Origin of the sequence: Agromyces archimandritae (assembly GCF_018024495.1) — a bacterium.
Classification (GTDB): domain Bacteria; phylum Actinomycetota; class Actinomycetes; order Actinomycetales; family Microbacteriaceae; genus Agromyces; species Agromyces archimandritae.
This window is the reverse complement of record NZ_CP071696.1, coordinates 370,286-383,138: the sequence shown is the minus strand read 5'-3', so window position 1 is coordinate 383,138 and position 12,853 is coordinate 370,286. Positions and strand designations below refer to the sequence as shown.

The window sequence follows — 12,853 nt, the reverse complement described above, 5'->3', positions numbered from 1 at the left end:
CGGGGATCGGGCGCGCTCGGGGGTAGGATCCTGTGACTGTGCCGGTCGTCGGATGCGACGGCCACGACCCGAGGACAGTGATGAGTGAGTTCAGCAGTTCGCCGCGACTGGTGCTGCTTCCGGCAGTCGACGTCGCAGGCGGCAAGGCCGTCCGCCTGACGAAAGGCGAGGCCGGAACCGAGACGAGCTACGGCGACCCCGTGCAGGCCGCCGAGGAGTGGGCCGATCAGGGGGCGGAGTGGATCCACCTCGTGGATCTGGACGCGGCGTTCGGCCGCGGCAGCAACACCGGAGTCCTGAAGCGGGTCATCCGCCAGGTCCGCGGGGTGAGCGTCGAGCTCTCCGGCGGCATCCGCGACGACCGTTCCCTCGAACGGGCCCTCGAGCTCGGTGCGAAGCGCATCAACCTCGGCACCGCGGCCCTCGAGAACCCGGAATGGGCGGCGTCCGTCATCGCCCAGTACGGCGAGGCGATCGCGATCGGCCTCGACGTGCGCGGCACGACGCTGGCCGCGCGCGGCTGGACGGAGGACGGCGGCGACCTCTGGGAGGTGCTCGACCGTCTCGAGGATGCCGGGGCCGCCCGCTACGTCGTCACCGACGTCGCCAAGGACGGAACGCTCCAGGGCCCGAACGTGGATCTCCTGCGGGCCGTCACCGAACGCACCGAGCGTCCCGTGGTCGCCTCCGGCGGCATCTCGAGCCTCGACGACATCGCGGCGCTGCGCGAACTCGTGCCCTCGGGTCTCGAGGGTGCGATCGTCGGCAAGGCCCTGTACGCGGGAGCGTTCACCCTCCCCGAGGCGCTGGATGTCGCATCCCAGTAACGACGGCAACACCGCCGATTCCGCCGGCCGCCCGTGGGCGGGCCGCGCGTTCGAGGCGAACCCGTTCGCCGGCGACGACGGCCGCGCTCCCGAGGCGCTGAGACTCGCGCTCGAGGGCTTCGGGGCGGGCGAGGCGGGTGCGGATGCCGTCGTCGACGCGTTCCGCGAGGCGCGCCTGCTGATCCCGCTGATGGCCGAACTCGGCGACGGGGGCACGGAGACGGGCGTCGGCGGTCTCGCGGTCGACAAGAGCCAGGAGCTGTCGATCGTCACGGTCGACGGCCCCGACGGCCGGCGCGTGCTGCCGGTGTTCGCCTCGGTGGATGCCATGGGCCGCTGGAACCGGTCGGCCCGCCCCGTCCCGGCCGACGGGGTTCGGGTCGCGCTCGCCGCGGCCGACGACGGCACCGAGCTCGTCGTGCTCGATCCGGGTTCGCCGACGGAGTTCGTGCTGAGGCGCCCGGCGGTGTGGGCCGTGGCGCAGCAGAAGCCGTGGAAGCCGGCCTGGGCGGAGCCGGCCGTGCGCGAGGGCTTCTTGCGTTCGATCGCCTCGGAGCTCGCCGTGGTCGACGTGGAGCTCGCCGCCGGCGATCCGGGCGCTCGGCTGGCGGGGCCGGAGCTCGTCGTCCGGCTCCGCCTGATCGCGGGCCTGGGCCGCGAGGAGCTCGACGCCGTCCTCGCCCGTCTCGCCAAGCGCTGGGCGGCCGATGACGCCATCGCGACCCTGGTCGATTCGCTGACCGTCAAGCTCGTCCAGGCCGCCGCCGAATAGCCGGCCCGTGTGCGTGTCGCACGCATCGGGTTGAATGGAGGCATGGGGGAGGGGTTCGAGGGATTCTCCGAGTCGACGCGGCACTGGTTCGCCTCGGCGTTCGAGGCGCCGACGCCCGTGCAGCGCGAGGCGTGGGCGGCGATCGGCCGCGGCGAACATGCGCTCGTGATCGCGCCGACGGGCTCCGGCAAGACCCTCGCGGCCTTCCTCTCGGCCATCGACCGGCTGGCGAGCGAGCACGCCGAGCAGGCCCAGCGCACCCAGGGCGCCGAGCACGCCGAGAAGAACGCCGGGAAGCCGCGACGGGGCGTCCGCGTGCTCTACCTCTCCCCGCTGAAGGCCCTCGGCGTCGACGTCGAGCGGAACCTCCGGCGTCCGCTCGAGGGCATCGCGGCGGCCGCCCGCGAGCTCGGAGCCCCGGTGCCGGAGATCTCGGTCGGCGTCCGCACGGGCGACACGGGCCCGGCCGAGCGCCGGGCGCTCGTGAGCCGGCCACCCGAGATCCTCATCACGACCCCCGAGTCGCTCTTCCTCATGCTGACCTCGCGCGCCCGCGAGACCCTCGACACGGTCGAGACCGTCATCGTCGACGAGATCCACTCGCTCGCCGGCACGAAACGCGGCGCGCATCTCGCGGTGAGCCTCGAACGCCTCGACGCACGCCTGCCCGCCCCGGCGCAGCGAATCGGCCTGTCGGCGACGGTGCGGCCGCCGGAGGAGGTCGCGCGCTTCCTCGCCGGCGATCGCCCGGTGTCGATCGTGGCGCCGCCGGCCGGCAAACGCTTCGATCTGCGCGTCGTCGTCCCGCTCGAGGATCTCGGCGACCTCGCCGCAGAGGGCGGCACGATCTGGCCGCACGTCGAGGAGGCGATCGTCGACGAGGTGCTCGCGCACCGCTCCTCGATCGTGTTCGCGAACTCCCGACGCCTCGCCGAACGGCTGACGGCGCGCTTGAACGAGATCGTCGCCGAGCGCGAGGGTGTGGATGCCGGGCCGGCATCCACCACCCCCGAGGCGGGGCCTCCATCCACCCCCGGCGTCGGGCCTCCTTCCACCCCCGGCGGCATGCCGGCGCTCCTGGCATCCACCGCGAACAGCACGAGCGGCGCCGCGCCCGTGCTCGCCCGCGCCCACCACGGTTCGGTCAGCCGGGAGGAGCGGGCCGTCATCGAGGATCAGCTGAAGCACGGGGAGCTCCGCTGCGTGGTCGCGACCTCCAGCCTCGAACTCGGCATCGACATGGGCGCCGTCGACCTCGTCGTCCAGGTCGAGGCCCCGCCGTCGGTGGCGAGCGGCCTGCAGCGCGTGGGGCGCGCCGGCCACGGCGTCGGCGAGGTGAGCCGCGGCGTGCTCTTCCCGAAGCATCGCGCGGACCTCCTGCATGCCACGGTCGTCGCCGACCGCATGATCGCCGGGGCGATCGAGGCGACCCGGGTGCCGCAGAACCCGCTCGACCTGCTCGCCCAGCACACGATCGCCGCATCGGCGATGGAAGTGCTGGACGTCGAGGAGTGGTTCGCCCTGCTCCGCCGTTCGGCGCCGTTCGCCGAGCTGCCGCGCAGCGCCTACGAGGCGACCCTCGACCTCATCGCCGGCCGCTACCCCTCCGACCGTTTCGGGGAACTGCGCCCGCGGGTCGTCTGGGACCGGGAGGCGAACACCGTCACCGGCCGGCCGGGGGCGCAACGGCTGGCGGTCACGAGCGGCGGCACGATCCCCGACCGCGGCCTGTTCGGCGTCTTCATGGCGGGGGAGGGCGCGGGCCGCCGCGTCGGCGAGCTCGACGAGGAGATGGTGTACGAGTCGCGCGTCGGCGACGTCTTCGCCCTCGGCACGACGAGCTGGCGCATCCAGGAGATCGGCTACGACCGCGTCACCGTCACCCCCGCGTTCGGGCAGCCGGGGCGGATGCCGTTCTGGAAGGGCGACGGCATCGGCCGGCCCGCGGAGCTCGGGCGGGCCATCGGCGCCTTCACGCGCGAGCTCGGCGATGCGGACCCGGCGGATGCCGAGCGGCGGCTCCGTGACGGCGGGCTCGACGCGCTCGCCGCGGCGAACCTCATCGCGCTCCTCGCCGATCAGCGGCAGGCCACCGGCGTCGTCCCCGACGACCGGACGCTCCTCGTCGAACGCTTCCCCGACGAGCTCGGCGACTGGCGGGTGGTGCTGCATTCGCCGTACGGCATGCGCGTGCACGCGCCGTGGGCGCTCGCCGTCGGCGCACGGGTGCGCGAGGAGTTCGGCCTCGATGCGAACGCGGTGGCCGCCGACGACGGCATCGTGCTGCGGATCCCCGATACGGGCGCCGAGCCGCCCGGTGCCGAGCTGTTCGCCGTCGACCCGGGCGACCTGACCGCGCGGGTCACGGCGAGCCTGGCTGATTCCTCGCTCTTCGCCTCCCGCTTCCGGGAGTGCGCGGCGCGCGCCCTGCTGCTGCCGAAGCAGAACCCGGCCCGGCGTTCGCCGCTGTGGCAGCAGCGTCGCCGCGCCTCGCAGCTGCTGGACGTCGCCCGCGACTACCCGGACTTCCCGATCATCCTGGAGGCGGCCCGCGAGTGTCTGCAGGACGTCTACGACCTTGATGCCCTGCGGGAGCTCGCCGAACGCATCGACGCCCGCGAGGTGCGGATCGTGGAGACCCGCACGGCGACGGCGAGCCCGTACGCGCAGAGCCTGCTCTTCGGCTACGTCGGCGAGTTCATGTACGAGGGCGATCAGCCCCTCGCCGAGCGGCGCGCGGCGGCCCTCGCCCTGGATACGGGGATGCTCGCCGAGCTCCTCGGCACGGTGGAGCTCCGCGAGCTCCTCGACCCCGGGGTCCTCGCCGCCGCCGAACGCGAGCTGCAGCGCCTCGCGCCGGAGCGGCACGCCCGCGGCGTCGAGGGGGTGGCCGACCTCATCCGCGAGCTCGGTCCGCTCGACGACGAGGAGCTGGCCGACCGGGTGGATGCCGGGACCGACGTCGCCGGCGCGGCCGCCGAACTGGTGGCCGCCGGCCGCGCGATCCGCGTCCGGCTCGCGGGCACGCAGCGGCTCGCCGCCGTCGAGGATGCGGGCCGGCTGTCGGCGGCCCTCGGCATCCCGGTGCCGCCCGGTGTGCCGACCGTGTTTGCGGATCCCGTCGACGACCCGCTCGGCGATCTCGTCTCCCGCTACGCGCGCACCCACGGGCCGTTCAGCGCCGCCGAGGCGGCCGCCGGCTTCGGGCTGACCGCCGGCGATATCGCGGCGACCCTGCGGCGCCTCGCCCAGCAGCACCGGCTCGCCGAGGGCGAGTTCCGCCCCGACGGAACCGGGCTCGAGTGGTGCGACGCCGAGGTGCTCGCCCGCATCCGCCGTCGCTCGCTCGCCGCCCTCCGGCGCGAGGTCGAGCCGGTGCCGCAGCGCGGCTTCGCCCGTTTCCTGCCGGGTTGGCAGCATGTCGGCGGTCGGCTCCGCGGCGTGGACGGCGTCGCCTCGGTCGTGGAGCAGCTCGAGGGGGCGCGCGTACCGGCATCCGCTCTCGAATCGCTCGTGCTGCCCGCCCGCATCGCCGACTACCGGCCGGCGATGCTCGACGAGCTGACGTCGACGGGGGAGGTGCTGTGGGCCGGCGCCGGCGAGCTCGCCGGGGACGGCTGGGTGAGCCTGCACCCGGCCGACACGGCACCGCTCACCCTCGCGGCCGCCGAGCCGATCGAACTCTCGGCGCTGGAGCAGGACGTGCTGGCCACGCTCGGCACGGGCGGCGGCTACTTCTTCCGCCAGCTCGCCGGCGCGATCGGCAGCACCGACGACGACGCCCTGACCGCGGCGTTGTGGCGGCTCGTCTGGGCTGGGCTCGTCGGCGGCGACACCCTCGCGCCCGTGCGCGCACTCCTCGAGGGCGGGGCGCATCGGTCCAGGCGCCCGCCGCCCCGGGTCCGAAGCGGGGCGCGGCGGATGCCGCGGGCCCCGCTCCCGTCGCGCGGCGGTCCACCGAACGTCGCCGGCCGCTGGTCGGCGCTGCCGCTGCCCTCCGACGACGGCCCCGCCCGGGCGCAGGCGCTCGGCGAGACGCTCCTCGAACGCTACGGGGTCGTCACCCGCGGATCCGTCGCCGCCGAGGGCGTCCCGGGCGGCTTCGCCCTCGCCTACCGCACCCTCGCCGCGTTCGAGGACGCGGGCCGCGCTCGCCGGGGCTATTTCGTCGAGGGGCTCGGTGCCGCCCAGTTCGCGACCCCGGCGGTCGTGGACCGCCTCCGCGCGCAGCCGGAGACCGGGGCCGTCGCGCTCGCGGCGACCGACCCGGCGAATCCTTTCGGCGCGGCGCTGCCGTGGCCGGCCGGCGACGGCTCGCATCGCCCGGCGCGGAAGGCCGGGGCCATCGTCGTGATCTGCGACGGAGTGCTCGCCGCCTATCTGGAGCGCGGCGGCCGCAGCCTGCTCGTGTTCGACGATGACCCCGTGGTGCTCGGCCGGGCGGCCGAGGCGCTCGCGGTGCTCGTGCGGCGCGGGGGCATGGACCGGGTGCGCGTCGAGACGGTCAACGGCGACTTCGTGATCGGCACGGCGGCCGGGGCGGCGCTGGCCCGGGCGGGGTTCCGGGAGACGCCGCGGGGGCTCGCGCTGCGCCCCGTCCCGGCGTGAGCCGGGCATCCGCACCCGGGAAGGCGGTCGACTCGGGGGATCGCCCGGCTCAGGAGGCGGGCGGCCTCAGGAGACCGGCCCGGTCCACTTCTCGCCCGGGCCCTGGCCGATGGCGTCGGGAATGGCCGAGGCCTCGCGGAAGGCGAGCTGGAGGGAGCGCAGTCCGTCGCGCAGTGACCTGGCGTGCATGTCGCTGATCTCGGGGGCCCCGGCGGTGATGAGGCCGGCGAGGGCGTTGATGAGCTTGCGCGCCTCGTCGAGGTCGATCTGGCCTTCGGGGTCGTCGGCGAGGCCGGTTTTGACTGCGGCGGCGCTCATGAGGTGCACGGCGGCGGTCGTGATGACCTCGACGGCGGCGACGTCGGCGATGTCGCGCGTCGCCTGCGCGACCGCTTCGTGCTCGTCGTGCGACTCGGGGAGGTCGTCGGGGGTGGCGTCGGGCACGGATGAACTGTTGGTCACGGATTTCCTCTGGTAGACTACTGCAGGCTCCGGGGCCTGATCCCCGGTACGAAAGTGGAGATTCTCCCACCCGCGCATACCGCTTCATCAAGGTTACCGGGTCATTGCACTCCGCTTCGCCGCGCGAACGCGGCGGGGTAGACAGGGTGCCGTATGAAGAGGCCGCCGTACCGGCGGTCCGCATGCGTGGATCTCGCTCTCGTCGTCGGGCGGCATCCGCCTCCCGACGGGCACAGCACCGTTCGAGTAGAGGAGACACGCATCAGCGATCCGCGTACCAACGACCGTATCCGCGTCCCCGAGGTCCGCCTCGTGGGCCCCGGAGGAGAACAGGTCGGCGTCGTGAAGATCGAGGTGGCCATGCGGCTCGCGCAGGAGGCAGACCTCGACCTGGTCGAAGTCGCGCCGAACTCCCGTCCGCCGGTCGTCAAGATCATGGACTACGGCAAGTACAAGTACGAGGCTGCGCAGAAGGCGAAGGAAGCCCGGCGCAACCAGGCGAACACCATCCTCAAAGAGGTGCGGTTCCGTCTCAAGATCGACAAGCACGACTACGAGACCAAGATGAAGCGCGCCGTCGGCTTCCTGAAGGCCGGCGACAAGGTCAAGGCGATGATCCTCTTCCGCGGCCGCGAGCAGTCGCGGCCCGAGATGGGCGTGCGCCTGCTGCAGCGCTTCGCGGAGGACGTGGCCGAGTACGGCACGGTCGAGCACAACCCCACGATCGACGGCCGCAACATGGTCATGGTCATCGCCCCCCTCAAGAACAAGTCCGAGGCCAAGGCCGAGGCGAATGCACAGCGTGCTGCGGCGAAGGCGCGTCCGGCGGATGCCGACGACGCCGGGTCGCAGACGGCCGCCGCCGACGAGGCGTAGGCCAGCCCATCCGTCCGCCACCCGTGGCGGCAGAAGCAAGGAGAAACACGAGATGCCGAAGCAGAAGACCCACTCCGGGTCCAAGAAGCGCTTCAAGGTGACCGGCACCGGCAAGATCAAGAAGCAGCAGGCCGGCATGCGGCACAACCTCGAGGTCAAGTCCTCGACGCGCAAGGCCCGTCTGAACCAGGACAAGGTCGTGTCGGCCCCCGACGCCAAGGTCATCAAGAAGCTGCTCGGCCGCTGAGCCGCGCGACGCGTAAGGAAGAAACAGAGCAATGGCTAGAGTCAAGCGCGCGGTCAACGCGCACAAGAAGCGTCGGGTCATCCTCGAGCGCGCCGAGGGCTACCGCGGTCAGCGGTCGCGCCTCTACCGCAAGGCGAAGGAGCAGGTCACCCACTCCCTCGTCTACTCGTACCGCGACCGCCGCCAGAAGAAGGGCGACTTCCGTCGCCTCTGGATCCAGCGCATCAACGCGGCGTCCCGTCAGAACGGCCTCACCTACAACCGCTTCATCCAGGGCCTCGGCCTCGCGGGCATCGAGGTCGACCGTCGCATCCTCGCCGAGCTCGCGGTGAACGAGCCGGCGACCTTCGCGGCCCTCGTCGAGAGCGCCAAGCAGGCGCTTCCGGCCGACACCTCGGCTCCGAAGTCCGCGGCGTAATCTCCGCACTCCGAACGGCCCGGCATCCACGCGATGCCGGGCCGTTCTGCTGCCCGCCGTAGACTGGCGGCATGCTCGAGAACCCTCGCTCACCGCGTGTGCGTGCCGTCGCGAAGCTCGCCAAGAAGCCCTCGCGCGCCGAGACGGGCCTCTTCCTGCTCGAGGGCCCGCAGGCGGTCGCCGAGGCGCTGACCTTCCGGCCCGAACTCCTCGTCGAGCTCTATGCGACGCCGACGGCGCTCGAGCGCTACACCGACATCGCGCAGACGGCCGTGGATGCGGGGGTGGATGTCGAGTACGTCACCGAGGAGGTCCTCGAGTCGATGGCCGACACCGTGACCCCGCAGGGCTTCGTCGCGGTCTGCCATCAGTTCCCGACGGCGGTCAAGGACGTCTTCGCGTCCGGCCCCCGTCTCGTGGCGATCCTCGAAGAGGTGCGCGACCCGGGCAATGCGGGCACGATCGTGCGTGCGGCGGATGCCGCGGGTGCCGACGCCGTGGTCTTCACCGGCCGTGCGGTCGATCTCTACAACCCCAAGGTCGTGCGCGCTTCGACCGGGTCGATCTTCCACCTCCCGGTCGCCGTCGGCGCGAACCTGGAGGACGTCCTCGCTCGCGCCCGCGCCGCCGGCCTCGCCGTCCTCGCCGCGGATGTGAAGGGGGAGGACCTGCTCGCCGCACGCCGCGACGGGCAGCTGGCCGCCCCGACCGCGTGGGTCTTCGGCAACGAGGCGCGCGGGCTCGCCGACGAGGATCTCGCGCTCGTCGACCGGGTGCTGACGGTGCCGATCTACGGGCACGCCGAATCGATGAACCTGGCCACGGCGGCTTCCGTCTGCCTGTACGAGAGCGCGTTCGCGCACCGCGGCTGAGGCGCGCTTCATCCCGATCCGATAACCGATTCGGCTCCCGGTTCCGGTGAGGGGCCCGGCGTCCCCTATTCTGGTGTGCATGCAGCCCACCTTCTCGGCGCCTTCCACGTCGAACATCTCCGTTCGTCGCGGTGAGCCGCTCGTCGTCATCGACCACGTCGAAAAGCACTACGGCGACCTGCACGTGCTGAACGACATCAACACCGTCGTCAACCGCGGCGAGGTCGTCGTCGTCATCGGTCCCTCCGGGTCCGGCAAGTCGACGCTGTGCCGCGCGATCAACCGGCTCGAGACCATCGACTCGGGCACGATCGCGATCGACGGCGAGGTGCTCCCCGAGGAGGGCAAGGAGCTCGCGCAGCTCCGTGCCGACGTCGGCATGGTCTTCCAGTCCTTCAACCTGTTCGCCCACAAGACGGTGCTCGAGAACGTCACGCTCGCACCGATCAAGGTCAAGGGCATGAAGAAGGCCGAGGCCGAGCGCCTTGCGATGGAGCTGCTCGACCGCGTCGGCGTCGCCAATCAGGCGCAGAAGATGCCCGCACAGCTCTCGGGCGGCCAGCAGCAGCGCGTCGCGATCGCCCGTTCGCTCGCGATGAACCCGAAGCTCATCCTCATGGACGAGCCGACCTCGGCGCTCGACCCCGAGATGATCAACGAGGTGCTGGACGTCATGGTCGGCCTCGCCGAGCAGGGCATGACCATGATCGTCGTCACCCACGAGATGGGCTTCGCCCGCAAGGCCGCCGACCGGGTGCTCTTCATGGCCGACGGCCAGATCGTCGAAGAGGCGACCCCGGCCGAGTTCTTCAGCCGCCCGAAGTCGCACCGCGCGCAGGACTTCCTCTCGAAGATCCTCGCCCACTAGACCGCGTCGCCGTCCCCCACGGCGATCGGGTATCACCTACACCAAGAGGAGAATCACTATGAAGCGCAGGAAGTACGCGCTCGCTGCGGTCGCCGCGGCGGCTGCGCTCGTGCTCGCCGGCTGTGCGAGCGACGGCGGAGACGGCGGCTCGGGCGACGGCGGCGAGAAGCCGTCCTTCGAGGCCGGTTCGACGATGGCGAAGCTGCAGGAGGCCGGCAAGATCACCGTCGGCACCAAGTTCGACCAGGCGCTCTTCGGGCTCATGGGCCCGTCGGGCACGCCGGAGGGCTTCGACGTCGAGGTCGCGAAGATCATCGCCGAGCACCTCGGTCTCGACCCCGAGGAAGACATCGAGTGGAAGGAGACGGTTTCCGCGAACCGCGAGCCCTTCATCGAGAACGGCACCGTCGACATCGTCGTCGCGACGTACACGATCAACGACGAGCGCAAGGAAGTCGTCTCGTTCGCCGGCCCGTACTACATGGCCGGTCAGTCGATCCTGACGCTCGCCGACGACGACTCGATCAAGAGCGAGGAAGACCTCGTCGGCAAGAAGGTTTGCTCGGTCACGGGCTCGACCCCGGCCGACAACCTCGAAGCCATCGGCGCCGAGCCGGTGCTCACCGACGCCTACTCGAAGTGCCTCGACCCCCTGCGTTCGGGCCAGGTCGTCGCGGTCTCGACCGACAACGTCATCCTCGCGGGCCTCGCCGCCCAAAACGAGGGAGAGTTCAAGGTCGTCGGCAAGCCCTTCACCGAGGAGCCCTACGGCATCGGCCTCGCCAAGGACGACACCGACTTCCGCAACTGGATCAACGACGTCCTCGAGGAGTCGTACGAAGACGGCAGCTATAAGGAGGCGTGGGACGCCACGGCGGGAACGGTTCTGCCCTTCGTCGAGCCGCCGGCTCCCGACCGCTACGAGAACTGATCATCCAGGCTCGACCCGGGCCGGAGTGATCCGGCCCGGGTCGAGCCTGTCCCCATCCTGAGAAGGGATTCGGCGTGGACGTCATCATCGCCAATCTGCCGCTCTACCTGCAGGGCTTCGGGCAGACGCTGTTCCTGCTCGTCGTGAGCGGCGTAGCTGCGCTCGTGCTCGGCACGGTCGTCGCGGCCATGCGTATTTCGCCCGTGGCGACGCTACGTGTGATCGGTACGGTGTACACCGAGATCGTGCGGAATACCCCGCTGACGATCGTGCTGTTCTTCTGTGCGCTCGTATTGCCGTTGCTCGGCTCGAAGCTGCCGTACATGGTTGCTGCCCTCATCGGGCTCGCGGTGTACACCTCGCCGTTCGTCGCAGAGGCGCTGCGCAGCGGCATCAACGGCGTGGCGATCGGGCAGGCCGAGGCTGCCCGCAGCCTCGGCCTCGGCTTCCGCCAGTCGGTGACGCTCGTCATCCTGCCGCAGGCCTTCCGCATGACGATCCCGCCGCTCATCAACGTCTTCATCGCGCTCACGAAGAACACCTCAGTTGCGAGCGCATTCTTCGTCGTCGAGCTATTCGCGATCGGAAGCAAACTCGCGAATAACAATGGCAGCGCAGTAATACCGATTCTGCTAGGTATCGCTTTCTTCTATCTTGTGATCACGGTGCCGCTCGGCCTGATCGCGAACCAGCTCGAGCGCAAGTGGGTGGTGCAGCGATGACCAGCGTGCTCTTCGATGCTCCCGGGCCGCGCGCCCGGGTCTTTTCCCGGGTGCTCTCAGTCATCACCGGGGCAGCGGTCATCGGCCTGCTGTTCTGGATGTTCATCACCCTGAACGCGCCCCGCGAGTCCGGCGGTATCACGCTTCCGGGGATGTTCGACGAGGCTCGGTGGGATATCTTCGCGGACCCCGAGGTTTGGAGTTTCATCGGGCAGGGCGTGATTAACACCCTGCGGGCGGCGGCAATGGCAGCCGTTCTCGCGGTCGCTCTCGGCGTGGTGTTCTCGCTCTTGCGCAGTGCAGAGTCGCGCTGGGTGCGGATCCCGACCACGGTCGTCATCGAGTTCTTCCGTGGCATGCCCGTGCTGCTCATGATGCTCTTCATCCTGCTGGTCTTTTCGACCGGGGAGTATTGGGCGGTTGTCGCAGCTCTCGCGGTTTACAACGGCGCGCTCATCGGCGAGGCTCTTCGTGCGGGCCTCGCTGCCCTTCCAAAGGGGCAGCGCGAGGCGGGGCTCAGCCTCGGCATGCGCTCGCTGCAGTCGAAGCTGCTCGTCGAATTCCCACAGGCGTTCCGGCAGATGCTGCCGATCATCGTCGCCCAGCTCGTCGTGCTCCTGAAGGACACCTCGCTCGGCTACATCGTCGGGTACCCGGAGCTGCTGCGAGCGACGCTCAACAACTTGTCGGCGTTCTACGGCAACCGGTATCAGTTCTCGTTCTGGCTCGTCACGTTCGTGATCTACCTCGCCATGAATCTGCTCCTGTCCTGGTTGGCGCGCTGGCTCGCCCGCCGCGGCCAGTCTCGGTCCGGTGCTGCCGGCGCTCCAAGCCTGAACGATCCGAACCAGATGATGATCGTCGCGCAGGCGAACGCCGCAGCCCACCAGGCCGACACCACGGGTGGCGGGAGTTACCTCCCCGGCGGCGGGACGCAGCGCTGAGGGCTCTCGAGCGCCGAGCAAACGGGTTCGGCCCAATGTCAGAGGGCGATTGTGGCTTGGCGGGGCGATGCGCATGGCTACCGGCGCCTATGTCACGTTGAGTGCGCGATTGCAGTGTCATGCTGGCTTCGGGCAATGAAGCAGTATCGGCACTGCCGGTCACGTACAGCTAGGGTGATCCGTCCGGGTGTTCGTGGAATCCACCGACACGGACCAGTTGAGTGCTTCGACCGCATCGGTCCGAATCGTCAACACGTCCAGGACTGGATCCCTGGGCATAGCCGGCTATCCGGCTATGCCCACGCC

General features: G+C 70.8%; 12 protein-coding genes. 11 read left to right on the top strand and 1 reads right to left on the bottom strand.

The annotated features are described in order from the left end of the window. The first annotated feature begins 80 nt into the window (after nt 1–80). From priA to G127AT_RS01820, 3 genes are read left to right on the top strand one after another with little or no spacing between them, the layout of a single operon-like run. On the top strand, nt 81–827 hold the full coding sequence (gene priA / locus G127AT_RS01830; protein ID WP_210899202.1) for a bifunctional 1-(5-phosphoribosyl)-5-((5-phosphoribosylamino)methylideneamino)imidazole-4-carboxamide isomerase/phosphoribosylanthranilate isomerase PriA: 747 nt from the start codon (nt 81–83) through the stop codon (nt 825–827). Further along, nucleotides 811–1,599 (top strand): SseB family protein, encoded by a 789-nt coding sequence (locus G127AT_RS01825; RefSeq protein ID WP_210899200.1) that lies wholly within the window; start codon nt 811–813, stop codon nt 1,597–1,599. Before priA ends, G127AT_RS01825 begins: the two co-directional genes overlap by 17 nt. A 42-nt stretch (nt 1,600–1,641) precedes the next feature. Further along, nucleotides 1,642–6,207, top strand: a complete 4,566-nt coding sequence (locus G127AT_RS01820; protein WP_210899199.1) for an ATP-dependent helicase — start codon at nt 1,642–1,644, stop codon at nt 6,205–6,207. Between the two features lie 66 nt (nt 6,208–6,273). Here G127AT_RS01820 and G127AT_RS01815 read toward each other — a convergent pair whose 3' ends face one another. Continuing rightward, nucleotides 6,274–6,669, bottom strand: a complete 396-nt coding sequence (locus G127AT_RS01815; RefSeq protein ID WP_425305877.1) for a DUF1844 domain-containing protein — start codon at nt 6,667–6,669, stop codon at nt 6,274–6,276. Between the two features lie 261 nt (nt 6,670–6,930). Between G127AT_RS01815 and infC the strand changes: the two genes are divergently transcribed. The 8 genes from infC to G127AT_RS01775 all read left to right on the top strand — a co-directional run bounded on the left by infC (nt 6,931) and on the right by G127AT_RS01775 (nt 12,547). Then, a complete protein-coding gene (gene infC, locus G127AT_RS01810) occupies nt 6,931–7,545 on the top strand; it encodes a translation initiation factor IF-3 (protein ID WP_210901726.1) in 615 nt (204 codons plus the stop codon). A gap of 52 nt (nt 7,546–7,597) precedes the next feature. Continuing rightward, nucleotides 7,598–7,792 (top strand): 50S ribosomal protein L35, encoded by a 195-nt coding sequence (gene rpmI / locus G127AT_RS01805; RefSeq protein ID WP_210899198.1) that lies wholly within the window; start codon nt 7,598–7,600, stop codon nt 7,790–7,792. Between the two features lie 31 nt (nt 7,793–7,823). Beyond that, nucleotides 7,824–8,210, top strand: a complete 387-nt coding sequence (rplT, locus tag G127AT_RS01800) for a 50S ribosomal protein L20 (RefSeq protein WP_210899197.1) — start codon at nt 7,824–7,826, stop codon at nt 8,208–8,210. 71 nt (nt 8,211–8,281) lie between these two features. Then, entirely contained in the window at nt 8,282–9,082 is an 801-nt protein-coding gene (locus G127AT_RS01795; RefSeq protein WP_210899194.1) for a TrmH family RNA methyltransferase, read from the top strand. 79 nt (nt 9,083–9,161) lie between these two features. Further along, nucleotides 9,162–9,950 (top strand): amino acid ABC transporter ATP-binding protein, encoded by a 789-nt coding sequence (locus G127AT_RS01790; RefSeq protein WP_210899191.1) that lies wholly within the window; start codon nt 9,162–9,164, stop codon nt 9,948–9,950. 58 nt (nt 9,951–10,008) lie between these two features. After that, nucleotides 10,009–10,881, top strand: a complete 873-nt coding sequence (locus tag G127AT_RS01785) for a glutamate ABC transporter substrate-binding protein (RefSeq protein ID WP_210899189.1) — start codon at nt 10,009–10,011, stop codon at nt 10,879–10,881. Between the two features lie 74 nt (nt 10,882–10,955). Next, a complete protein-coding gene (locus G127AT_RS01780; RefSeq protein ID WP_210899187.1) occupies nt 10,956–11,603 on the top strand; it encodes an amino acid ABC transporter permease in 648 nt (215 codons plus the stop codon). After that, nucleotides 11,600–12,547, top strand: coding sequence for an amino acid ABC transporter permease (locus G127AT_RS01775; protein ID WP_210899185.1), 948 nt, complete (start codon nt 11,600–11,602; stop codon nt 12,545–12,547). Before G127AT_RS01780 ends, G127AT_RS01775 begins: the two co-directional genes overlap by 4 nt. Nucleotides 12,548–12,853 lie beyond the last annotated feature (306 nt).